Raw genomic sequence first — 20,209 nt, 5'->3', positions numbered from 1 at the left:
CCTGGGTGAAATGCCGCCTCTGTCGTGCCAACGACCTTCCCTTCCGGTTCTCCCCAACCCTAGTTGGGGACCTGTCCGGAAGATCCGGGGCGCCTCAGTCGGGCAGGAGGGGGCCGAGGGGGCCGAGGTCGAGGTTGAGGTCGTGGTCGTCGAGGTCGAAGTGGTCCTTGAGGCGGGTCATGGCCTCGTCCAGGCGCATGAGGGCGAGGCCGACCTGCTCGGTCTGCTCGTCGGTGAGGGTGCCGCCCTCGGCGCGGCGCAGGGCCTGGCGTTCCATGAGCTGGCGGATGAGCTCGACGAGGGTGAGGACGAGTTTCACCAGGTCGCGTTCGACGGTTTCGGGGTCGGAGCGGAGCCGCTGCATGGTGCGGGAGGAGGCGTCCCGCAGGCGGCGTTCGTGGTCGGCGCGGTCGTCGGCGCGGTCGTCGGCGCGGCGGTGGTGTTCCGGTTCGGGTCTGCGGGCGGGGGCGGCCCGGACGGGGACGGGGCCGGTGGCGCCGCCGGTGCGGCCGGCGAGGATCGCGTCGGTGAACGGGTCGCCGGGGGTGGCGTCGTGGACGGCGGCGTCGCCGGTCACGGGGGCGTGCCGGGGTTCGGTGGGTTCGGTCATGGGGTCTCCTCGGGGAACAGGTCGTCGCGGACGGTGGTGATGAGGGCGCGCAGCGATACCTGGACGAGGTCGACGTCGGCGATGGAGATGACGAGGTCGCCGGCGATGACGACGCCGCCGGCGAGGAGCCGGTCGAGGAGGTCGACGAGGGCGACGCGTTCGAGGGGGACGTCGCGTCCGGAGTCCAGGACGGCGCTCATGCCGCTCCCCTCCCCCGGCGGCCGTCCGCCCGGTGTCCGGTGGCGGCGGGGGTCATGCGCGGGCCGCCTCGGCGGTGTCGATGAAGGAGTAGGGCGGCCAGGGGCCGGTGACCTCGAGTTCGAGTTCGGGGACGCGGTCGCCGATCGCGCGGGTGACGGCGAGGAACCCTTCGGCCTGGTCGTCGTCGAGGAGGTAGGCGACGTTGAGGATCTGGGTCTGGGTGCGTCCGGACAGGCGGGGGTCCTGCGGGGGGTGGTGGCGGGACGCGACGGCGTGGTCGGCGAGTTCGGCGTGCAGGTCGGCGGCGCGCTGGCTGCGGCGGCGGGCGGCCTCGTCGGTGCGGCGGCGCTCGTCCTGGCGGCGCCGCAGGTACGCGGTGCCCTGCCCGGCGGGCGGGGGGCCGGTGGGGGGCCCGGCGTCCGGCGCAGGCCCCCCACCGGGGTCGCGGGTGGTGACGGGCTCCTTGCGGAGGTAGGCCTTGACGCCCCATTCGGAGCGGCCGGTGATCCGGTCGAGAACGGCGGCGAACGCGGCGGCCTCGCTGCCGAGGAGGGCGGTGACGCGGGCGTCGTCGCGGTAGAGGGTCGCGATGCGGACGGGCGCGGTGGGCGCGGCGGCGGCGGCGCGGGCGACGACGTCGTGGTGGGCGCGGGCGGTCTCCTCGAGCCAGGCGAGGTCCTCGAGGTTCTCGCGGAGGGCGGCCTCCCCGTACTCGGCGAGGGGGACGGTGCTGACGAGGGCGGTGAGGCGGCCTGCGGTGAGGGTGCGGACGGGTGCGCCGCCGACGCCGCTGAGGGCGGGGAGGGTGCCGGGGGTGAGGTCGCGGGCGACTCCGTACAGGTACACGGCGCCGGCGGGGCCGGTCGCGGGGCCGGTCGCGGGGGTGGTCGCGGGGGTGGTCATTCGGCGTTCTCCTTCCCTGACGCGGCGGCTTCGAGGGCGGCGAGGCGTTCGCGCAGGAGCCGGTTCTCCTCGCGCATGCTCTCGAGGGAGGCGTCCTCCTCGGCGGCGGGCACCTCCTTCTGGCGGGCCTTGGACGACAGGGACGGGTCGTGCTCCCACCAGTCGATGCCCATTTCGCGGGCCCGGTCGACGGACGCGACGAGCAGCCGCAGCCGGATCGTGAGGAGCTCGATGTCCAGGAGGTTCACCCGGATGTCCCCGACGATCACGATGCCCTTGTCGAGGATGCGCTCCAGGAGGTCGGCGAGGTTCGCCGACTGGCGCTCCCCCGACATCCGCTGCGCGGGCGAGCGGCCTCCCGCCCACGAGATCTCACTCATCGGTTCCCATCCCTGTCGTCCTTTCGTGGCGGCCCGTGCCTGCTAGCGGTCGACGTGGCCGCGCGGGTAGCGGCGGACGCGCCGGTAGGAGACCAGTTCCCCGTCGGCGTCCACCTCGGCGTCGTAGATCGCGAGGATGTCGGCGGAGTCGGGGATGCGGCGGGTCTCCACGACCTCGACGCAGATCCGCCAGCCGTCGTCGCCGGCGCGTTCGACGCCGACGATGCACTCGGCGGCGCGGCCGGTCATCGCGTTGACGTGATCGGCGGCGCGTTTTGCGGCTTCGGCCGCGGACAGCATGGTCGCTCCCTTCACCATCCGCGGGCGCGGCCCTCGTGGAGGCGTTCGATCAGTTCCTCCTCGCGGGCGGCGGCCTCCTCCTCGGTGATCTCCCCGTCGGCGACCTCGTCGGCGATCTGCTGCATCTCTGCGGCGATCCGGCCGGGGTCGTAGAGCCGCTGCTCGGCCTGCTCGGTGAGGACCTCCGCGAGCCACACCACGCCCTTGACGGGGGCGAGGGGCAGCGTGACCAGCCCGCTGAACAGCCCCATGTCAGGCCTCGGGGACGAAGTCGTAGGGCGGCAGGGGCCCGACGAGCCGGATCTTGATGCGGTCGGCGCAGGACTCGGCGAGCTTGTCGACGGCCCGTTCGAACTCGGTGCGGCGGGCGGTGTCGACGAGGAAGGAGGCGTCCAGGACGTCCTCTTCGCGTGCGGGTTCCTTGGCGACGACGGCCTCGGCGGCGGGCGCGGCGGCGTCCAGCAGGGCGCGGGCCTCGTCCTCGCGGCGGCGCTGCATCGCCTGGGCGATGAGTTCGCCGAGGCGGACGCGGTCGTAGTAGACGGCGTCGGCGGCGTCGTCGGGGACCTCGCGGAGCCGGGTGGCGAGCGCGGCGACCTCGGGTTCGTCCTGCATGATCTCGCGCAGGACGGTGTCCTGGACGTAGGTGGCCTTGAGGCGGAGCTCGACGCGGCCGTCGAGGCGGTCGAGGAGGTCGCCGAGGCGGTCGGTGTTGGCTTCGAGGAGTTCGGTGCGGACGGCGTCGCGGTCGGCGAGGGCCGCGCCGAAGCGGAACGGGACGACGACGGTGCCGGCGTCGAGCATCGCGGTGAGGACGCGCTGGTGGGCGACGAGGTCGGCGCGTTCGCCGAGGGGCCTGCCGGTGGGCAGGTCGCTGACGAGGGCGGCGACCCGGCCGCCGTCGGTGACGAGCGTCACGGGCTTGTCGTCGAGGCCGGTGACGTCGTCGCCGGGGGGTGCGGCGTCCGCGCGGGTGACTCCGTACACGTACTGGGGCGCGCGGTCCCCGTCGCCTGCCGCGGGGGGCTGCGGCGTGGTCATTCGTCGTCCTCCTTCTTGGTGGAGCGGCGCCGCGCGGGCTGCCGTTCCTTGTCGTCGTCGTCGCCGGATCCGAACGTCTCCTTGAGGCGTTCGCCGGCGCCTTCGAGGGCGCCGCGGGTCTTCTGCTTGGCGCCCGATTCCTGCATGCCGCTGACGAACTGCGGCAGGCCCTGGGAGGTGCCGTCGTGGGCGATGTCGAGGCGGTTCACGGCCTCGGCGAACCGCAGGTAGGTGTCGACGCTGGCGACGACGATGCGGACGTCCACGGTGAGGATCTCGATGCCCACGAGGGAGACGCGGGCGTAGACGTCGATGACCAGTCCCTTTTCGAGGATGAGGTCGATGACGTCGGCGAGGCTGCTGCCGCTTCGGCCGCCTCCGCCGCGGGGGTTCTGGCTGCGTGTTCTCGGCGGGGCTTCTACCCGCTCTGATCTCTCTAAACAGGTCGTCGTGATTCGGTCATGGCGGTGCCAAGTGGTGCGGCGCCCGGCCGGGGGTGCCGGCCGGGCGCCGCGTCGGGGGCTTGGGTCAGCGTTTGCGGGCGGTGAGGCGTCCGACGGCGAGGCCGGCGCCGGCGGCGGCGGCGATCGGGACGGCGCGCAGGAGCCGCCGCAGGGTCAGTAGCTTGGTCAGGCCGGCGACGCGGCCGGGGAGCGCGACGACGTGGCCGCCGGCCTGGGCGCCGGTGCGGCCGGCCGTTTCGGCGGTGTCCTGGGCGGTGGTCTTGGCGTTGCCGGCGGCGGAGCCCGCGGCGTCGCGGATGGCGGACGCGCCCTTCCCGGGCGTCGAGGGGGTGGTCATCTCGGTATGTCCTTCCGGTGGGGGGTCTTTTGTTCATCGGGGGTTCCTCGAGAGGCGCGGTGTAATCACGCGGGCCGGTCCGGACCGGGGTTCGGCGGGGAACGGTCCTGACCGGAACGGCGTCCGCCGCCCGGTTGCCGGGGCCGCGGGTTGATCCGGGAGGGTGCGGCGCGGGAGGCTGGGGCCCCGCCGATCCGAGGAGGCCGACGACCATCCGGAACTCGACACTGGACCCGCTGGTCGCGGCGGCCGCCGCGGTGGCCACGCTGATCGTCGCGGCCGTCGTCGTCCTGGTCACCGCGCCGCGGGCGGCGGGGCCGGGTGCGGCGCCGCCGGCGCGGGTGCTGTCGCGGTACGAGCTCGCGGCGCCCGGGAACATGATCGACCGGGACTGCGGGTACTCGGTGCCGCTGCCGGGCCGGGACGATCGCGGCGCGCGGCGGAGCCTGTGGCTGTTCTGCGACTCGGTGTGGAGGGGGACGCGGCCGGGGATGGTGTTCGGGGTGACCGCGGCGGCGGGCGCGGCGGCGCCCGGCCGGGTCCCCGACGCCCTCACCGAGCTGCCCGCGCCGGGACGACCGGCGGGGCCGCGTGACGGGCCGCCGCAGGGCCTGCTGGCGCCGCCGGACGGGCTGGTCCTGCCGGGCGGCGCGCCCTGCCGTGTGCCGGGCGCCGCCTACAGCGCGTCGTGGGCGTCGGGCGCGGCGCGGGTGCCGGGGTCGGACGCGGTGCTGATCACCTACACGGATGTGTGCGTGCGGCGCGACACGATCGCGACGCAGGGGTTCGGGGTGGTGGAGTACCGGCCGGGCGACCGCGTGGTGGAGGGGCGGACGCGGCTGTTCACCGCGCCGGCCGGGCTGCCGGCGCAGCAGAACCTGGGGTCGCCCGTGTTCGCCGGCGGGTACCTGTACCTGTTCGCGGCGGTGTGCGACTCTCCCGCCCTCGGCGGGTGCGGCGCGGGGCGGGTGATGCTGGCGCGGGTCCGCGCGGATCCGGCGTCCTGGCGGGACCCGGGCGCGTACATGTACCGGACGGGGTCGGGCTGGTCGCGGGACGCGTTCGGGGCGGTGGCGGTGGTGCCGGGTGCGCTGCCGCTGGCGGTGCACGTCGCGGACTTCGGCGCGTCCGGGCAGGGGCTGGTGATGGTGGAGCAGGCCGGGCTGGGCGGCCGGTACCGGCTGTGGCGGGCGCGGTCGCCGGAGGGGCCGTGGCGGCGCTTCGGGGAGGGGCGGGTGCCGTGCGCGGACGGGACGGGGCACGACCAGTGCCGCGCGCTGTTCGGGCATCCCGAGCTCAGCACGCGGGAGGCGCTGCTGCTGTCGTACTACGACCCGGGCGACGACCACGTCACGGTGCGCGCGGTCCCCTGGCGGGAGCCCGGCTGACGGTTCGAGGGGGTCGCCGTGATGCGGTACAGGACGTGGCGGCGCAGCGGATGGCCCTCGGGCAGCAGGGGGTGGTCGAAGTCGTCGCGGGGGTCGCGGGTCATGCCGATGCGTTCCATGACGGCGCGGGAGCGGTGGTTGCCGGTCGTGGTGAACGACACGACCTCCTCGAGCGCGAGTTCCCCGAAGGCGTACGCGAGCGCGGCCCGTGCCGCCTCCGTCGCGTAGCCGTGGCCCCAGGCGGTTCGGGCGAGCCGCCATCCGATCTCGGTGGCGGGCATGAACGGGGCGTCGTAGGCGGGGACGTTCAGGCCGGTGAACCCGATGAACGCACCGGTCTCGATGATCTCCAGGGCCCACAGGCCCCAGCCGTCCCGTTCGATCGCGGCGGCGGCGCGGTCGGCGAGGGCGTCGCTGTCGGTCCGTGACAGCGGGGCGGGGAAGTGCTCCATGACGTGCGGGTCGGCGTTCATCGCGGCGAACGGTTCCCGGTCGGTGTCCCGCCACTGGCGCAGCAGCAGCCGCTGCGTGCGCGGCGCGCCCGCGGTGTCGGCCGTCATGGTGGTCCCCTCCCCTGCCTGCGGTCCTCCCCATCCTAGGAAACCGCCTGTGCGGGGGTGATTCCGTCAGGGGGCGGGGCGGACGTCCCGGGGGTCGGGGAAGGGGAGGCGGTCGACGGCGCCGCGGCGCCGCCGTCCGGGGCGGCGGTCGTAGCGGGCGGTGGTCGCGGGTGAGGCGTGCCCGACGAGCTGCTGGACGGTCGCCAGGTCGACGCCCTGGTCGAGGAGGTCGCCGATGAACGTGCGGCGGAAGTCGTGCGGTGTCAGCGGCGGCAGCCCCGCCTCCTTGCGGCGTTTCACCACGGCGTTGCGGACGGCCGCGTCCGTCATGGGGCGCCGCTGGATCGCGCCCGTCCGGTGCACGGGGGTGAACATCGGCCCGGACGCCCGCTCGTCGGCCGCCAGCCACGCCCCCAGCAGCGCCGCGGCGCCCTCGTGGACGTACTCGACGCGTTCCTTGTCGCCCTTCCCGATGATGCGCAGCGACCGCTCCCCCGGGTCGTAGTCCTCGCGGCGCAGGCCCGCGATCTCCGAGCGGCGCGCGCCGGTGGTGTAGAGGACGGCGAGCAGCGCCGCGTCGCGGACCCCGGCCGGGGACCGGTCGGCCGCGCAGGCCCGCAGCAGCGCGGTGAACTCGGCGGCGTGGACGCTGCGGCCCGCCGGCAGCCGCGTGCCCCGGAAGTTCCGGACCGCCTTGGCGCGGTGGTAGTCGTCGGTGGTCATCTCCCCGAGCCGCCACGCCGCCTGCAGCACGCCCCGCAGGGCCGACAGGTGCAGGTTCCGGTAGGACGGCGACCAGGGGCGTTCCTCCCCGCCGGGGCCGGCCAGGGTCTGCGCGGCGATCAGGGTGCGCGCGGCGGCGGTGTGCTCGGCTCGCAGCAGCGCCCACGGGAACGTCTCGGCCGGGGACGGGCCGGGGTCGCGTCCCGCGGCGGTGTGCAGCAGCGCGGCGAGGCGGTGCAGGCACGCGCTCATCGCCCGCCGAGACCGGGGGCTTTCCAGCGACGCGATGTAGACGGGGAACGGGTGGCGGGCGGCCGGCGGCGCGGCGGGCACCGCCGGCATGGCGGGCGGCGGGACGGAGGGCTGCGCGGGTGTGGGCATCGCGCGTCCGATGATCTCACCACCGCGCCCTCCCCGCACCCCCGCACGGCCACGGCGCGTCCGGCGCGGAGCCCCCGCCCGGCTCCCGGCCTCCGCTGCGCGTCCGGCGTTGGCGCGTTTCGCCCCTCGGGGCTGACTTCTGAGAACGGACATTGTCGTCAGTCAGCCCGCCCCGATTTTCCGGCACGATTATTTTCTGGAAACAGATATTCGATAAATGTAGGGTGAGGGGTGTGACGGAGATCGATGAGGAAGGCGGCGCGCTCGGCGTCGCGGGCGGGGCGCGGGGGTGCCGGCGGTGCGGGCGGCCGGTGCCGCAGCGGGAGGGACGGGGACGTCCCCGCGAGTACTGCCCCGACGGGGACTGCCAGGCCCGCGCGAAACGCGACCGGGACCTGCGCCGCGCCGCCCCGGGGCTGGAGGGCGCGCTGGCGCGCGCCGAGGACCTCTACGAGCGCATGGAGCAGGGGCTGGCCGCGGCGGTCGCGCCGCTCGCCCAGGCCCTGGACGCCGAGCTGTCCCCGCGCGGGGTCGAGGCGCGGATCAGCGCGGTCCGCGCCGAGGCGCAGGCGGCGGTCGCCGCGGCGCTCGCCGGGCGCGAGGACGCCGCCGGCCGGGCCGCGCGGGCCGAGGCCGACGCCGGGCGGCAGCGGGAACGCGCCGAGCACGCGGAACGCGAGCGTGACACCGCCCGGGAGGAGGCGCGGGCCGCCGTCCAGGGCGTCCGGGAGGAGGCGGGCCGCGCCGTCGACGCCGCCCGCGCCGAGGCCGAGGAGGCCCGCCGCGACGCGCAGGCCGCCCAGGCCCGCGCAGAGGACGCGCAGCGCGCCGCCGCGGAGGCCCGCGCCGCCGCGGACGCGCAGGTGGCGGCGCTGGGCGAGGAACTCGCCGGGGCGCGGCTGGAGTTGCGCGCCGAGCAGGCCCGCGCCGCCGGCCTCGCCCGCGAGCGCGACACCGCCCGCGGCGACGCCTCCTCCGCGCAGCAGGCCCGGTCCCGCGCGGAGGCGGACCTGGCCGCCGCGCAGGCCCGCGCGGACGCCGCCGGCGAGGCCCGCGACCGCGCGGAGCGGCAGCGGCGGGACGCCGACGCCGCCCGGGCGGAGGCGGTCGCCGCCCGCGACGCCCTGCGCGCCGAGACCGAACGCGCCCGCCAGGACGCCCGGGATGCCTCGCGCGCAGCGGACGCCGCCCGCGCCGACACCGAGGAGGCACGGCGCGCCCTGGAGCGGGCCGAGCACGACGCCCGCGCCCAGAGGGAGGACGCGCAGCGTTCGGCCGCAGAGGCACGCGCCCGGCTGGAGGAGGCACTGGAGCGGGTGGAGGCGCTGCGGGGCGAACTCGCGGAGGCGCGGCTGGAGTTGCGCGCCGAGCAGGCCCGCGCCGCCGGCCTCGCCCGCGAGCGCGACACCGCCCGCGCGGAGGCGGACGCCCAGCGCGAGCGGGCCGTCGCCGCCGAGATCACGGGACGAGGCCACTCCCCCACCACGAGCTGACATCCGCGATCACGCCCGCGTCCGCCCACCGGGGACATCGCGACCGGGCGACGATGCCGGAGGACGTCGACGTCATCAGCGCGCCGAGCAGGCCCGCGCGGGACGGCCCCGCCTGCCACGTCACCGTTCCGGCGCCCCGGGAGGTGCCCCCCGCACGCGGGGAGGATCCGTCCCCGACGAGCGGGCCGGGGCGCTCGCCGCGCACCCGGGGATGGTGCCCGCCACCCCGGGTCGGCGACGATGCGCAGGGCGATGCGCAGCAGGTGCGCCCCGCGCGATTGAGGCCGGCAGGGCGGCATCTGGTGGTTCCTTGGCCGCCGCTTTGCGCTACCCGCCCGGGACGCGGGAACGGTGCCCGGTGGCAAGGCAACCGATACCACCGGGAAGTGGGCACATGCTCAACATGATGCGCAAGATGGGACTGTCGTCGAAGCTCCTGTACACGATGGGCTTCGGGTCGATCGGAATGTCGATCGCGACGTGGGGCGCCTCCCTGCGCTACGAGGCCAACGACATCGGCCGCGCGGACCGCTGGGGGATCTTCATCGGCCAGTGGGCGCCGACGTTCTTCGCGCTCGGCACCGCGATGCGGCTGGAGGAGCAGTGGGGGTCGCGCAGCAGATCCGACGCGCAGTCCGAGCACCGGCTCGGTGACATCCGCGACCCGATGCACGTCGGGTGACCCTGCGCCGCCGCCGGCAGGGCGGCGGCGGTAGGGTCCCGGACGGCCGTTCACCCGCGGGGTGGGCGGCCGTCCGTGTCATGCCCCGGCGAAGGGGCTCAGGAGAGGGAGGTCCGGGGTGGCGGAGAGCGCGGGCGGGGTCGCGGTGGTGACGGGCGCCGGGTCGGGCATCGGCGCCGCCGTGGCCGTCGCGCTGCTGGAGCGGGGCTGGCGGGTCGTGCTCGCGGGCCGCCGCGAGGGGGCCCTGCGGGACACCGCCGCCCGCGCCGGGGACCGGGCGGGCGCGGCCCTGGCGGTCCCCGCCGACGTCACCGACCCGGATTCGGTCGCGGCGCTGTTCGGCGCGGCCCGGGACGCGTACGGGCGGGTGGACCTGCTGGTCAACAACGCCGGGGTGTTCGGGACGCCGACGCCGGTGGAGGACCTCGGCGTGGACGAGTGGCGCAGCGTCCTGGACACCAACCTGACCGGCGCGTTCCTGTGCGCGCGGGAGGCGTTCCGGACGATGAGGGCGCAGGACCCGCGGGGCGGCCGGATCATCAACAACGGGTCGCTGTCGGCGCACACCCCCCGCCCCCGGACCGCCGCGTACACCGCGAGCAAGCACGCTTTGACGGGCCTGACGAAGTCCCTGGCGCTGGAGGGCCGCGCGTACGGGATCGCGTGCGGGCAGATCGACGTGGGCAACGCCGCGACCGACATGACGGGGGCGTTCACGACCGGGACCCTGCAGGCCGACGGGTCGGTGAAGGCGGAGCCGGTGATGGACGTCCGGCACGTCGCCGACGCCGTCGCCTACATGGCGGGCCTGCCGCCGGAGGCGAACGTGCCGTTCCTGACGGTCCTGGCCACGGCGATGCCGTCGTTCATCGGGCGCGGCTGACACCCGCCCCCGCGAAGAGCCCGGGGGCGGGTGCGCGGCGGAGGTCACGCGGGGTCGGTGAGGCGCGGCGCGGCGGCCAGCAGCAGGCCGGTCAGACCGTAGGTGAGGCCGAGCCACGCCGCGCCGGGGACGGTGCCGGCGGCGCCCTCCAGCATGCCCTGCCCGGCGCCGGCGACGGGCAGCCACAGCCCGCACAGCAGCGGCAGCCAGCGCAGCGGGCCGCGGAACCGGCCGGTGACGGCGACGCAGATCCCGACGGCGAGCATCAAGGCCATCGACAGCGGCCAGCACAGGTCGAACGGGATCATCCAGGCGGGCTCCTCGCCGTCGCCGGCGGCGACGGCGAGCGGGCACCAGACCATCGCGGGGACCAGCAGGGCCATCTCGACGGCGCACAGGACGCGGCCCTTGCGGGGCCCGGCGGCGCCGGTGGCGCGCAGCAGCGCGACGAAGGGGAACAGCCCGAACAGGAACACCATGCCGGCCCAGATCTCGAGGGGGACGACCTTGCCGTCCTCGAAGTCCTTCCCCGCGGTGGTGAGCCCGGCGATCCAGGCGCTGGTGCCGACGGCGAGGGCGGCGCCGGTGATCCGGGTCCGCGCGGCCGGGACGGTGCGGGCCGCGGCCGGCGGGGCGGCGGGTTCGGTGTGGACGGTCATGGGGGTTCCTTCCGGATACGGGGCGCTGCGGTCGGTGGCGCCGTCGCCCGTCACGGTCGGTCCCCGATGTCCCGGGCGGCCAGTGACACCGGCGGCCGGGGCGCCCCGGCCGGATGCCCGGTTCCGGTGGTGACGGGTGTCCCGGCGGGCAGGGACGCCGCTCCCAGGCGGCCGGGACGCCCGCGGCGGCATGCTGGTGCGCGTGACGAGCGCCTCTCCGCCGTCCCGGGCCGAGCGGCTCTGGCGGCACGCCGCGATCGCGCTGGCCGTGTGGTGCGCGGCGGCGACGGCGGCGACGATCTGGCTGGACGTGCTGCTGTCGGGCGCGGGCCGTCCCCCGGACCCGCTGCACTGGCCGCACTGGGGGTCGTCGCTGTCGGGGCTGGCGGTCGCGGCCGCGGGCGGGGTGCTGGCGACGCGGCTGCCGCGGCATCCGCTGACGTGGCTGATGCTGGCGGGCGGGACCGCCGGGGTCGTGGACGGCGTCGCGGCGGCGTACGCGTCGTGGTCGGTGCTGGAGCACGGCGGGGACCTGCCGGGGACGGCGGCGGCGGTGTTCGCGGGCGCCCGGTTCGGCCCGATGCTGAACATGATCGTGCCGGTGACGCTGATGTTCTTCCCCGACGGGCGGCTGCCGTCGCGGCGGTGGCGGTGGCCGGCGGCCGCGGCGGTCACCGCGCAGGCGCTCGGCGTCGTGGGGCTGCTGATGGTGCCGTGGCGGGTGTTCTCCCAGGGTGAGCCGCTCGCGGAGGGCCTGGCGGGGATCCCCCTGGACCCGGTCACGCCGCCGCTGCCCGACGGGGTGTGGCCGGCGACGTCGGTGGTGTTCTGGGTCGGGTTCCTCGGCGCGTTCGCGGTGGGCGCGGCGTCGTTCGGCGTCCGGTTCCGCCGGTCGGGGCCGGAGCGGCGGGCGCAGCTGCGGTGGATGCTGCTGGCGCTGCTCGCCAACGTCGCGCTGGTCGCGGCGACGACCGTGCTCGGGGCGGTGCTGCCGGACGCGTGGTTCTGGTGGGCGGGGGACATCGCGCTGGTCCTGATGCACACGGCCGTCGCGGCCGCCGTCCTGATCGCGGTCGCCCGGTACCGGCTGTACGACGTGGACCTGCTGCTGGGGTGGACGCTGCTGTACGGGGGCCTGGCGGCGGTGGTCGTCGGGATCGACGTGGCGGTGTTCGTGGGGGTGGGGGCCGTCCTGGACGAGCCGGTCGCGGCGGTGACGGGCGCCGGTGTCGTCGCGGTGCTGTACGCGCCGCTGCGGGTGCGGCTGCAGCGGTGGGTGAACCGCGTCCTGACGGGGCGCGCGGAACCCTACGACGTGGTGTCGGCGCTGGCGCGGCGGCTGGAGGAGTCGGTGGGGCCGGACGAGTTGCTGCTGGAGGTGGCGGGGGTGGTCGCGGAGGCGTTCCGGTCCCCGTACGTGCGGGTGGAGCTGGACCGCCCGGACGGCACGGCCACGGTGGTGGAGCACGGCTCGCCGCCCCCCGAAGCCGCGCCCCCTCCGTCGGGCACGGCGCCTTCTCCGTCGGGCACGGTGCCTTCCCCGTCGGGCACGGTGGTGCTGCCGTTCGGGTACCGGGGGGCGGCGATCGGGCGGCTGGCGCTGGTGCCGCGGACGGGGGCGCGGCTCCCGGCGGCGGACCAGCGGCTGCTGGCGGACGTGGTGCGGCAGGCGGCCGCGGCGGCGCGGGCGACGGCGCTGACGCAGGAGCTGCAGCGCAGCCGGGAGATGCTGGTGACGGGGATCGCGGAGGAGCGGCGGCGGCTGCGCCGGGACCTGCACGACGGGCTGGGGCCGTCGCTGGCGGCGGCGGCGCTGATGATCGAGGCGGCGCGGCATCTGGCGGCGCGGGACCCGGCGGCGGCGGACGCGGCGCTGGAGCGGGTGCGGTCGGACCTGTCGGCGGTGCTGGCGGACGTGCGGCGGCTGGTGCACGATCTGCGGCCGCCGTCGCTGGACCAGTTCGGGCTGGCGGGGGCGGTGGAGCAGCTCGCGGAGCGGTTCCAGGGCCGCTCGCTGCGGGTGCGGCTGCGGTGCCGCGGCGATCTGGCGGTGCTCCCGGCGGCGGTGGAGGAGGCGGCGTACCGGATCGTGGGCGAGGCGCTGGCGAACGTGTCGCGGCACGCGGGGGCGTCGTCGTGCACGGTGTCCCTCGCCATCGCGGAGGGGGCACTGGAGGTGGAGGTGACCGATGACGGCGCGGGGATCGCGGCGGGCACGGCGGCGGGCGTCGGGCTGGTGGGGATGCGGGAGCGGGCCGAGGAGCTCGGGGGGCGGTGCACGGTGACGGCGCGGGCGGGGGGCGGCACCCGCGTCCACGCGCTGCTGCCGTCCCGTCCGAGGCCCGGCGCGTCCCGGGAGGGGCCGGTGGCGTTCGCGGGGGCGGCGTCATGACCGCGGGCGGCGCGGGGAGGCCGCGGCTGCTGCTGGCCGACGACCACCCCGTCTACCGGGACGGGCTGCGGCTGCTGCTGGGCTCGGCGGACGAGGTGGAGGTCGCCGGGACCGCGCCGGACGGGCTGACGGCGGTGGAGATGGCGGCGCGGCTGCGCCCGGACGTGGTCGTGATGGACCTGCGGATGCCGCGGCTGGGCGGGGTGGAGGCGACCCGCCGGATCCTGGCGGCGCGGCCAGGCGCGGGCGTCCTGGTCCTGACGATGCACGAGGACGACGAGAGCGTGTTCGCGGCGATGCTGGCGGGCGCGCGCGGCTACCTGGTGAAGGGCGCCGACCGGGCGGAGATCCTGCGGGCGGTCCTGGCGGTCGCGGCCGGTGAGGTGATCTTCGGGCCGGTGCTGGCGGGGCGGGTCGCGGAGTACTTCGCGCGGATCGCGGCGGCGCGCCCGGCGGGTGATCCGTTCCCGCAGCTGACGGCGCGGGAGCGGGACGTGCTGGAGCTGATCGCGGTGGGGCTGGCGAACCCGGCGATCGCCGAGCGGCTGGGGCTGTCGCCCAAGACCGTCCGCAACAACGTGTCGGCGGTGTTCGCGAAGCTGCAGGTCGCCGACCGCGCGGAGGCGATCGTCCGGGCCAGGGACGCCGGCCTGGGCCGCTGACCCTCCGGCCGCGCGCCCGTTCCCGGGGCGCCCGCCGTGTTTACGTTCCGACCTGGGGGAACTGCCTATCCAGGCTCGACGGACGAACAGCGGAGGGGGCCATGGGTATCGCGGAGTCGGCGCGCGAGGGCAGGACCAGCACCGCGGGTGTGTCCCGGCAGGACGTGCGGGAGCCCGATCAGGTGCCCGCGCAGCGGGACGGGCTGCCCGGCGCGCAGCAGGACGAACGGGGCGGTGAGCACCGGGACGAGCAGGGCACCGGGGAGCTGGTGCGGCAGGCGTCGCAGCAGGTCTCGGAGCTGCTGCGCGCGGAGCTGCGGCTGGCGGCCGCCGAGCTGAAGGACAAGGGCAGGCACGCCGGGCAGGGCGCCGCGATGTTCGGCGGCGCGGGCCTGGTCGCGATGTACGGGGCGGGGGTGCTGCTGGCCGCGGTGGTGGCCGCGCTGGCGCTGGTGCTGCCGGTGTGGGCGTCCGCGCTCATCGTCGGCGCCGTGCTGATGGCCGCCGCCGGGGTCCTGGCGATGCTGGGCCGCGCGGAGACCAAGAAGGCCGCCCCGCCCAAGCCCGAGCAGGCACTGGACGAGGCGCGTGAGACCGTCGCCGACCTCAAGGAGAAGGCGCACCGATGAGCAGGAACGGAGCCGAGCCGCAGACCGACGAGCTGCGGCAGGAGGTCGACCGGGTCCGCCACGACCTGGGTGAGACCGTGGAGGCCCTCGCCGCGAAGGCGGACGTGAAGGGCAGGGCGAAGGAGAAGGCGTCGGCGGCCGCGACCCGGGCCCGGGAGCGCGCGGTGTCGGCGAAGGACACGGCGTCGGCGATGGCGCTGAACGCCAGGGACGCGGCGCAGTCCCGCGCGTCGACCGAGGGCGCGCGGCGGGGCGGCGCCGCGGCGGGCGCCGCGCTGGGCGGCGCGGCGCTGCTGGGCGTGTGGCTGCTGAAGCGCCGCCGGGACCGCCGCCCGGGGCTGCGGGTGACGACGTCGCGGACGCAGCGCGCGCCGGTGCGGCTGCGCCGCCGCGGCCGGATCGCGTGACCGGGAGGGACGGGCGATGAGCGAACGCGGCAAGGACGGTGAACGTCCCGAGGAACTGCAGGACCTGCCGAAGGGCTCCTGGTGGGGGGCGGTGAAGCGGACCCGCGGGGAGTTCAAGCACGACAACCTGTCGGACTGGGCGGCGGCTCTCACCTATTACGCCGTCCTGTCGATCTTCCCGGCGATCCTGGTGATGGTGTCGCTGCTGGGCCTGGCGGGCCAGCAGGTGACCGGGAACCTCATCGACAACCTGGGCGGGCTCGCGCCCGGCCCGGTGAAGTCGGTGCTGACGGGCGCGCTGACGGAACTGCAGCGCAGCGGCGGCGGCGCCGGGCTGGTCGCCATCGTCGGTCTGCTGGGCGCGCTGTGGTCGGCGTCGGGGTACGTGGGGGCGTTCATGCGGGCGTCCAACATCGTGTACGACGTGCCGGAGGGCCGGCCGATCTGGAAGACCCTGCCGATCCGGGTGGGGGTGACGCTGCTGACGCTGGTGCTGCTGTCGGTGTCGGCGGTCATGGTCGTGGTGTCGGGGCCGCTGGCGCGGGAGGCCGGTGACCTGCTGGGGCTCGGCGGCGCGGCGGTGACGGCGTGGAACATCGCCAAGTGGCCGGTACTGCTGGTGATCGTGAGCCTGCTGTTCTCGCTGCTGTACTGGGCGTCGCCGAACGCCAAGCGGGGGTTCCGGTGGGTGACGCCCGGCGGGTTCCTGGCGCTGGTGGTGTGGCTGGTGGCGTCCGGGCTGTTCGCGCTGTACGTCTCGGGGTTCTCCAGCTACAACAAGACCTACGGCAGCCTCGCCGGTGTGATCGTGTTCCTGGTGTGGCTGTGGATCTCGAACCTGGCGATCCTGCTGGGCGCCGAGGTGAACGCGGAGCTGGAGCGGGGCCGGGCGATCGCGGCGGGCCTGCCGGAGGACCGGGAGCCGTACGTGGAGTTCCGCGACACCCGCGCGTTCGACGAGGAGGACAAGCGCGCCGCCGGGCTGGTCCCTGGCCAGCCGGGCTCCCGGTCACCCTCCCGCGACACGTCGCGGGAGGGTGACCGGGAGGGGGCGGCGCCGGAGGAGGAGCGTCCGGTGTCGCTGTCGCGGGCCCGGACGCGGGGCCGCCACGGCCGCTGACATCCCGAGGGCGAAGGGGTCCCGTTTCCGCGCGCGGCGCGGGGCGGGACCCCTTCGGTTCTCCGGGGATCCACGGGGTGCGGGGGCGGCGGGGCGGTGCGTAGGATCCAGGCGTGTTCAAGCCCCCTTACCCGATCGAGACCAGGCGGCTGACGCTGCGGCCGTTCCAGGAGGACGACCTGGACGGCCTGTACGCCTACCAGTCGCTGCCGGAGGTGGCGCGGTACCTGTACTGGGAGCCGCGTGATCTGGCGGAGTCGCGGTCGTTCCTGCGGCAGAAGATGTCGGCGACCGCGGTGGAGAAGGAGGGCGACTGGCTGGTCCTGGCGGTGGTGTGGCGGGAGACGGGCGCGCTGGTGGGCGAGGTGAACCTGCAGTACCGCAGCCGTGCGCACCGGCAGGGCGAGATCGGGTACGTCCTGCATCCGGCGTTCCATGGGCGGGGGTTCGCGACGGAGGCGGCGGGCGTGGTGCTGCGGCTGGGGTTCGAGGGGCTGGGGCTGCACCGGATGGTGGGGCGGCTGGACGGGCGGAACGCGGCGTCGGCGCGGGTGCTGGAGCGGCTGGGGATGCGCCGGGAGGCGCATCTGCGGCAGAACGAGCTGGTCAAGGGCGAGTGGACCGACGAGATCGTGTACGCGATGCTGGAGGACGAGTGGCGGGCGGGGCCCGCCGGGCGGCACTGAGCGGCCGGGGGCGCGGGGCGGTCAGGGGGCGGCGGGGGGCCGGCGGGCGGCCTGCTGCTCGAGGGTGCGGGCGAGGGCACGGACGTGGTCGCGGAGCGCGTCGGGGCGGTGGACGGTGAACGGGTAGCCGAGGCCGGCGAGCATGCGGGCCATGCCGTCGAGGCTGTCGGCGCGGGTGGTCATCCGCACTCCCCCGGCCTCGGCGGCGAGGGCGGCGACGGTGGGCGGGATCCGGCGGCGCGCCTCGTCGAGGGTGGTGTCCAGGAGCACGTCGACCTCGTGGGCGTAGCGGACGGCGGCGAGGCCGCGGGTCACCTGCGCGACGGGGTCGGCGCCGGCGGGCACCTCGAACGCGGGGCCGGTGCCGGGGACGAGGGCGGCGCCGGTGACGCGGTCGACGCGGAAGGTGCGGGTCTCGCCGCTGCGGTGGTCGTGGCCGGTGACGTACCAGCGGCCTGAGTGGAACACCAGCCCGTAGGGGTCGAGGTCGCGTTCGCCGGTGGCGCCGGCGTGGGAGCGGTAGCCGATCCGGACGCGGCGCCGGCGGTGGGCGGCGTCGGCGAGGGTGAGGAGCGCGCCGGTGTCGGGGGCGGCGGGGGCGCGGGCGGCGAGGGTGAACCCGAGGGTGCCGCGCAGGGCCTGGACGCGGTCGCGGAGCGCGGCGGGCAGGACGCGCTGGACCTTGGCGAGGGCGCTCTCGGTGGCCTGGCCGGGCAGGCCGAGGCGGCGTCCGGCGAGGAGGCCGAGGACGACGGCGGTGGCCTCGTCGTCGGTGAGCATGAGGGGCGGGAGCCGGTAGCCGGGCATGAGGCGGTAGCCGCCGTGGCGGCCGCGGTCGGCGACGACGGGGACGCCGAGGTCGCCGAGGCGGGCGGCGTAGCGGCGGACGGTGCGCTCGTCGACGCCGAGGCGGGCGGCGAGGTCGGCGCCGCGGATGCGGGGGTGGGCCTGCAGCAGTTCCAGCATCGCGAGGACGCGGGTCGTGGGGTGCTCGGGATGTGACACGGGTCACTCACTTAATCCGGGCGGGTCCTGTCCGGTATCGATTCTACGGTGGTGTCACATCCGAAAGAGGGAGACGCACGATGGCGATGTTCGTTCTGGTTCCGGGGCACTGGCTGGGCGGCTGGGCGTGGGAGGAGGTCGCGGCGCACCTGGCGGCGGCCGGGCACGGCGCGCACGCGGTGACGCTCACGGGCATGGCGGAGCGGGCGGGTGAGGCGTCCCCGGACGTGGACGCCGACACCCACATCGCCGACGTCGTCGCCGCGATCGAGGACGCGGTGTCCGCCGGCGGCGTGGACCGGGTCGTGCTGGTGGGGCACAGCGGCGCGAACATGGCGGTCACCGGCGCCGCCGACCGCGTCCCCGGCCGGGTCGCGCGGGTCGTCTACGTCGACAGCGGCCCCATGCCGTCGGGGATGGCGGCGATCGAGTTCCGCTCCCCCGAGGAGCGCGCGGAGCTGCTGGAGCAGGTCGAGCGGGACGGCGGCGGATGGCTGATCCCCGTCCCGCCGTTCGACCCGGCCGCCGACCCGGAGATGCTCGCGGGGATCCCCGGGCGGCGGCTGGCGGAGATGCGCGAGCGCGGCACGCCGCAGCCCGTGGGGACGGTGACGCAGCCGGTGAAGCGCCCCGACCCCGCGCCGGACGTGCCGCGCGCGCTCGTGTGCAGCACGATCCCGCTGGCGGCGGTGCTGGAGATGGCGGAGGCGAGCCACCCGGTGTTCAAGGGGATGGCGGGGCCGGACTGGACCTACCGGGAGCTGCCGACCGGGCACTGGCCGATGTTCTCCCGCCCCGCCGACCTCGCCGCGATCCTCGCCGGCCTCGCCGGATGACCCCCGCCCGCCCCGCCCGTGCCGCTGCGTGATCACGCGACTCCGCGGATGACTCACATCCCAATAACCACGCCGCGTTTCTTTATCAACCCGGTCGGTAGATCACCGGGGCGGGGAACCGCGACACTCGGCGGGAGCAGCGCGGCCGCGGGGGCCGGGCGGTCGAGCGAGGTGGGCAGATGACAGCCGTCCGGCGCCAGCCAGTCCCGGCACCGCGGAGGCGGTCGCTGACCGCGGGCGCGGTCGCCGCCGTCCTGGCGGGCACGTCCGCCGCCGCGGCGCTCCCGGCCCGAGCGGACGGCCCGGTGCGGGCCGACGACGGCGCGCGGATCACCGCGGAGAAGAAGGTCGCCGACGGCATCGTGGACGTCACGATCTCCTCCCCGGCGCTCGGCGCCTCGGTGAAGACGCGGCTGCTGCTGCCCCGCGGCTGGAAGCGCGGCTCGGCGGCGACCTGGCCCGTCCTGTACGCCTTCCACGGCGGGCAGGACGACTACACCTCCTGGACCCGCAACACCGACATCGAGGCGTGGGCGCGCCGCTACAACGTCCTGGTCGTGATGCCCGAGGCCGCGAACGGCTCCTACGCCGACTGGTACAACTACGGCAAGGGCGGCACGCCCCGCTGGGAGACGTTCCACACCGCCGAGGTCCGGCAGCTGATGGAGCGCAACTACGGCGCCGGCGGGGCGCGCGCCGCGATCGGGAACTCCTCGGGCGCGCAGGGCGCCTTCTCCTACGCGGCGCGGCACCCGGGCCTGTTCCGGTACGTGGCGTCGCTGAGCGGGATCCTGTCGATGCGGTCGCCGGGGATGCCGTCGATGCTGATGTTCACCAACGCGGGCAACGGGCAGGACCCGTTCGCGATCTGGGGCATCCCGTGGGCCGACGACGCGAACTGGAAGGCGCACGACCCCGCGTCCCTGGCCGGGAGGCTGCGCGGCACGGGGCTGTTCTTCTCCGCCGGGACGACCGGCCGGCCCGGCCCCGGCGACCCGGACGTGGCGCCGTGGGACATCGGCCTGCTCAGCGAGATCGCGATCGGCGCGAACAACAAGGAGTTCAAGAAGCGCCTGGACGAGCTCGGCCTCCCCTACACCGCCCACATCTACGGGGACGGGCGGCACAACTGGCCGGCGTGGATCCGCGAGGCCAGGTCGGTGTGGCCGGCGCTGATGAAGGCGATCGGCGCCCGCCGGACATGACCGCGGGAGCGCCCGCCTAGCCCGGCGGGCGCGGGCGCCTCGGCGGTCCCGTCCGGAACGGCGCCGCCCGCCCGGTGAGGTAGGCGACGACGGTCGACACGACCGCGATCCACGCGACGAGCGCCCACCCGGGCGCGGTGTGCCCGCCGACGGCCACGGGTTCGCCCAGCAGCCCCCACGGCAGCCCCCACGGCAGCGCCCACGGCGCCGCCGGCGGCAGCGCGACCGCCGCGACACCGCCTGCGCGGGGTCAGCCCCGCCT

The 20,209-nt window shown here is 76.2% G+C and carries 26 protein-coding genes; 12 read left to right on the top strand and 14 right to left on the bottom strand.

Annotated features, from left to right (window positions below):
• Positions 1–94 precede the first annotated feature (94 nt).
• The 9 genes from IE99_RS33020 to IE99_RS0112605 all read right to left on the bottom strand — a co-directional run bounded on the left by IE99_RS33020 (position 95) and on the right by IE99_RS0112605 (position 4,236).
• Positions 95–610 (bottom strand): gas vesicle protein K, encoded by a 516-nt coding sequence (locus tag IE99_RS33020; RefSeq protein ID WP_084219462.1) that lies wholly within the window; start codon positions 608–610, stop codon positions 95–97.
• Positions 607–810: a gas vesicle protein gene (locus IE99_RS0112640; protein ID WP_030168709.1), complete on the bottom strand. Its 204-nt coding sequence runs from the start codon at positions 808–810 to the stop codon at positions 607–609. Before IE99_RS0112640 ends, IE99_RS33020 begins: the two co-directional genes overlap by 4 nt.
• A gap of 52 nt (positions 811–862) precedes the next feature.
• Complete coding sequence (locus IE99_RS0112635) at positions 863–1,714, bottom strand: GvpL/GvpF family gas vesicle protein (RefSeq protein WP_030168707.1); 852 nt, start codon at positions 1,712–1,714, stop codon at positions 863–865.
• Positions 1,711–2,094 carry a gas vesicle protein gene (locus tag IE99_RS0112630; protein WP_030168704.1) on the bottom strand — a complete coding sequence of 128 codons (384 nt, stop codon included), beginning with the start codon at positions 2,092–2,094 and terminating at the stop codon, positions 1,711–1,713. Before IE99_RS0112630 ends, IE99_RS0112635 begins: the two co-directional genes overlap by 4 nt.
• 42 nt (positions 2,095–2,136) lie before the next feature.
• Positions 2,137–2,394: a gas vesicle protein GvpO gene (gene gvpO / locus IE99_RS0112625; RefSeq protein WP_157610235.1), complete on the bottom strand. Its 258-nt coding sequence runs from the start codon at positions 2,392–2,394 to the stop codon at positions 2,137–2,139.
• A gap of 11 nt (positions 2,395–2,405) precedes the next feature.
• Positions 2,406–2,645 (bottom strand): gas vesicle protein GvpG, encoded by a 240-nt coding sequence (locus IE99_RS0112620; RefSeq protein WP_030168698.1) that lies wholly within the window; start codon positions 2,643–2,645, stop codon positions 2,406–2,408.
• 1 nt (position 2,646) lies between these two features.
• Positions 2,647–3,435 carry a GvpL/GvpF family gas vesicle protein gene (locus tag IE99_RS0112615; protein WP_030168695.1) on the bottom strand — a complete coding sequence of 263 codons (789 nt, stop codon included), beginning with the start codon at positions 3,433–3,435 and terminating at the stop codon, positions 2,647–2,649.
• Positions 3,432–3,770, bottom strand: coding sequence for a gas vesicle protein GvpJ (gene gvpJ / locus IE99_RS0112610; protein ID WP_425423821.1), 339 nt, complete (start codon positions 3,768–3,770; stop codon positions 3,432–3,434). Before gvpJ ends, IE99_RS0112615 begins: the two co-directional genes overlap by 4 nt.
• A 193-nt stretch (positions 3,771–3,963) precedes the next feature.
• Entirely contained in the window at positions 3,964–4,236 is a 273-nt protein-coding gene (locus IE99_RS0112605) for a hypothetical protein (protein WP_030168691.1), read from the bottom strand.
• 257 nt (positions 4,237–4,493) lie between these two features.
• Between IE99_RS0112605 and IE99_RS0112600 the strand changes: the two genes are divergently transcribed.
• Positions 4,494–5,624 (top strand): glycoside hydrolase family 183 protein, encoded by a 1,131-nt coding sequence (locus tag IE99_RS0112600; protein ID WP_030168688.1) that lies wholly within the window; start codon positions 4,494–4,496, stop codon positions 5,622–5,624.
• On the opposite strand, the gene IE99_RS0112595 is transcribed toward IE99_RS0112600, so the two are convergent.
• Together IE99_RS0112595 and IE99_RS0112590 are read right to left on the bottom strand one after the other, a co-directional pair.
• Positions 5,564–6,184: a GNAT family N-acetyltransferase gene (locus tag IE99_RS0112595; protein WP_037559233.1), complete on the bottom strand. Its 621-nt coding sequence runs from the start codon at positions 6,182–6,184 to the stop codon at positions 5,564–5,566. The two genes, IE99_RS0112600 and IE99_RS0112595, sit on opposite strands and share 61 nt — an antisense overlap.
• 66 nt (positions 6,185–6,250) lie before the next feature.
• Entirely contained in the window at positions 6,251–7,288 is a 1,038-nt protein-coding gene (locus IE99_RS0112590; RefSeq protein WP_030168683.1) for a tyrosine-type recombinase/integrase, read from the bottom strand.
• Between the two features lie 233 nt (positions 7,289–7,521).
• Between IE99_RS0112590 and IE99_RS0112585 the strand changes: the two genes are divergently transcribed.
• From IE99_RS0112585 to IE99_RS0112575, 3 genes are all read left to right on the top strand, one after another.
• On the top strand, positions 7,522–8,781 hold the full coding sequence (locus IE99_RS0112585) for a coiled-coil domain-containing protein (protein ID WP_051712431.1): 1,260 nt from the start codon (positions 7,522–7,524) through the stop codon (positions 8,779–8,781).
• 406 nt (positions 8,782–9,187) lie between these two features.
• On the top strand, positions 9,188–9,463 hold the full coding sequence (locus tag IE99_RS0112580) for a hypothetical protein (protein ID WP_157610233.1): 276 nt from the start codon (positions 9,188–9,190) through the stop codon (positions 9,461–9,463).
• A gap of 118 nt (positions 9,464–9,581) precedes the next feature.
• Entirely contained in the window at positions 9,582–10,346 is a 765-nt protein-coding gene (locus IE99_RS0112575) for an SDR family oxidoreductase (protein ID WP_030168674.1), read from the top strand.
• A gap of 44 nt (positions 10,347–10,390) precedes the next feature.
• Here IE99_RS0112575 and IE99_RS30235 read toward each other — a convergent pair whose 3' ends face one another.
• A complete protein-coding gene (locus IE99_RS30235) occupies positions 10,391–11,005 on the bottom strand; it encodes a hypothetical protein (protein ID WP_030168671.1) in 615 nt (204 codons plus the stop codon).
• Positions 11,006–11,207: 202 nt separating this feature from the next.
• Here IE99_RS30235 and IE99_RS0112565 point away from each other — a divergent pair, with 202 nt between their 5' ends.
• The 6 genes from IE99_RS0112565 to IE99_RS0112540 all read left to right on the top strand — a co-directional run bounded on the left by IE99_RS0112565 (position 11,208) and on the right by IE99_RS0112540 (position 16,901).
• Positions 11,208–13,397 (top strand): sensor histidine kinase, encoded by a 2,190-nt coding sequence (locus IE99_RS0112565; RefSeq protein WP_051712443.1) that lies wholly within the window; start codon positions 11,208–11,210, stop codon positions 13,395–13,397.
• Positions 13,394–14,059: a response regulator transcription factor gene (locus tag IE99_RS0112560; RefSeq protein ID WP_030168665.1), complete on the top strand. Its 666-nt coding sequence runs from the start codon at positions 13,394–13,396 to the stop codon at positions 14,057–14,059. The genes IE99_RS0112565 and IE99_RS0112560 overlap by 4 nt, the downstream gene beginning before the upstream one ends.
• A gap of 101 nt (positions 14,060–14,160) precedes the next feature.
• Positions 14,161–14,688: a phage holin family protein gene (locus tag IE99_RS0112555; RefSeq protein WP_084219460.1), complete on the top strand. Its 528-nt coding sequence runs from the start codon at positions 14,161–14,163 to the stop codon at positions 14,686–14,688.
• A complete protein-coding gene (locus tag IE99_RS29080; RefSeq protein WP_037559231.1) occupies positions 14,685–15,095 on the top strand; it encodes a DUF3618 domain-containing protein in 411 nt (136 codons plus the stop codon). Before IE99_RS0112555 ends, IE99_RS29080 begins: the two co-directional genes overlap by 4 nt.
• Before the next feature lie 16 nt (positions 15,096–15,111).
• Positions 15,112–16,215, top strand: coding sequence for a YihY/virulence factor BrkB family protein (locus IE99_RS0112545; protein WP_084219459.1), 1,104 nt, complete (start codon positions 15,112–15,114; stop codon positions 16,213–16,215).
• Positions 16,216–16,328: 113 nt separating this feature from the next.
• Complete coding sequence (locus IE99_RS0112540; RefSeq protein WP_030168650.1) at positions 16,329–16,901, top strand: GNAT family N-acetyltransferase; 573 nt, start codon at positions 16,329–16,331, stop codon at positions 16,899–16,901.
• Positions 16,902–16,922: 21 nt separating this feature from the next.
• Here the strand turns inward: IE99_RS0112540 and IE99_RS0112535 are convergent, their stop codons facing one another.
• Complete coding sequence (locus IE99_RS0112535) at positions 16,923–17,906, bottom strand: helix-turn-helix transcriptional regulator (protein WP_245623175.1); 984 nt, start codon at positions 17,904–17,906, stop codon at positions 16,923–16,925.
• Positions 17,907–17,986: 80 nt separating this feature from the next.
• On the opposite strand from IE99_RS0112535, the gene IE99_RS0112530 reads away from it, so the two are divergent.
• Positions 17,987–18,742 (top strand): alpha/beta fold hydrolase, encoded by a 756-nt coding sequence (locus IE99_RS0112530; RefSeq protein WP_030168644.1) that lies wholly within the window; start codon positions 17,987–17,989, stop codon positions 18,740–18,742.
• Between the two features lie 179 nt (positions 18,743–18,921).
• A complete protein-coding gene (locus tag IE99_RS0112525; protein WP_051712430.1) occupies positions 18,922–19,947 on the top strand; it encodes an alpha/beta hydrolase in 1,026 nt (341 codons plus the stop codon).
• 16 nt (positions 19,948–19,963) lie between these two features.
• Here the strand turns inward: IE99_RS0112525 and IE99_RS31820 are convergent, their stop codons facing one another.
• On the bottom strand, positions 19,964–20,104 hold the full coding sequence (locus IE99_RS31820; RefSeq protein ID WP_157610231.1) for a hypothetical protein: 141 nt from the start codon (positions 20,102–20,104) through the stop codon (positions 19,964–19,966).
• Between the last annotated feature and the right edge of the window lie 105 nt (positions 20,105–20,209).

The sequence above is a fragment of the Spirillospora albida genome (genome assembly GCF_000718255.1).
GTDB classification, from domain to species: Bacteria; Actinomycetota; Actinomycetes; order Streptosporangiales; family Streptosporangiaceae; genus Spirillospora; species Spirillospora albida.
Note: the sequence above shows the minus strand (reverse complement) of the source record. Positions and strands in the feature narration are given on the sequence as shown.

What these genes read in the sequence shown, in the direction of transcription:
- gvpO (WP_157610235.1), bottom strand. Translation starts at nt 2,394, where the DNA reads ATGCTGTCCGCGGCCGAAGCCGCAAAACGCGCCGCCGATCACGTCAAC.
- IE99_RS0112605 (WP_030168691.1), bottom strand. Translation starts at nt 4,236, where the DNA reads ATGACCACCCCCTCGACGCCCGGGAAGGGCGCGTCCGCCATCCGCGAC.
- IE99_RS0112530 (WP_030168644.1), top strand. Translation starts at nt 17,987, where the DNA reads ATGGCGATGTTCGTTCTGGTTCCGGGGCACTGGCTGGGCGGCTGGGCG.
- IE99_RS0112640 (WP_030168709.1), bottom strand. Translation starts at nt 810, where the DNA reads ATGAGCGCCGTCCTGGACTCCGGACGCGACGTCCCCCTCGAACGCGTC.
- IE99_RS29080 (WP_037559231.1), top strand. Translation starts at nt 14,685, where the DNA reads ATGAGCAGGAACGGAGCCGAGCCGCAGACCGACGAGCTGCGGCAGGAG.
- IE99_RS30235 (WP_030168671.1), bottom strand. Translation starts at nt 11,005, where the DNA reads ATGACCGTCCACACCGAACCCGCCGCCCCGCCGGCCGCGGCCCGCACC.
- IE99_RS0112620 (WP_030168698.1), bottom strand. Translation starts at nt 2,645, where the DNA reads ATGGGGCTGTTCAGCGGGCTGGTCACGCTGCCCCTCGCCCCCGTCAAG.
- IE99_RS33020 (WP_084219462.1), bottom strand. Translation starts at nt 610, where the DNA reads ATGACCGAACCCACCGAACCCCGGCACGCCCCCGTGACCGGCGACGCC.
- IE99_RS0112545 (WP_084219459.1), top strand. Translation starts at nt 15,112, where the DNA reads ATGAGCGAACGCGGCAAGGACGGTGAACGTCCCGAGGAACTGCAGGAC.
- IE99_RS0112635 (WP_030168707.1), bottom strand. Translation starts at nt 1,714, where the DNA reads ATGACCACCCCCGCGACCACCCCCGCGACCGGCCCCGCGACCGGCCCC.
- IE99_RS0112595 (WP_037559233.1), bottom strand. Translation starts at nt 6,184, where the DNA reads ATGACGGCCGACACCGCGGGCGCGCCGCGCACGCAGCGGCTGCTGCTG.
- IE99_RS0112630 (WP_030168704.1), bottom strand. Translation starts at nt 2,094, where the DNA reads ATGAGTGAGATCTCGTGGGCGGGAGGCCGCTCGCCCGCGCAGCGGATG.
- IE99_RS0112590 (WP_030168683.1), bottom strand. Translation starts at nt 7,288, where the DNA reads ATGCCCACACCCGCGCAGCCCTCCGTCCCGCCGCCCGCCATGCCGGCG.
- IE99_RS0112580 (WP_157610233.1), top strand. Translation starts at nt 9,188, where the DNA reads ATGCGCAAGATGGGACTGTCGTCGAAGCTCCTGTACACGATGGGCTTC.
- IE99_RS0112525 (WP_051712430.1), top strand. Translation starts at nt 18,922, where the DNA reads ATGACAGCCGTCCGGCGCCAGCCAGTCCCGGCACCGCGGAGGCGGTCG.
- IE99_RS0112555 (WP_084219460.1), top strand. Translation starts at nt 14,161, where the DNA reads ATGGGTATCGCGGAGTCGGCGCGCGAGGGCAGGACCAGCACCGCGGGT.
- IE99_RS0112615 (WP_030168695.1), bottom strand. Translation starts at nt 3,435, where the DNA reads ATGACCACGCCGCAGCCCCCCGCGGCAGGCGACGGGGACCGCGCGCCC.
- IE99_RS0112560 (WP_030168665.1), top strand. Translation starts at nt 13,394, where the DNA reads ATGACCGCGGGCGGCGCGGGGAGGCCGCGGCTGCTGCTGGCCGACGAC.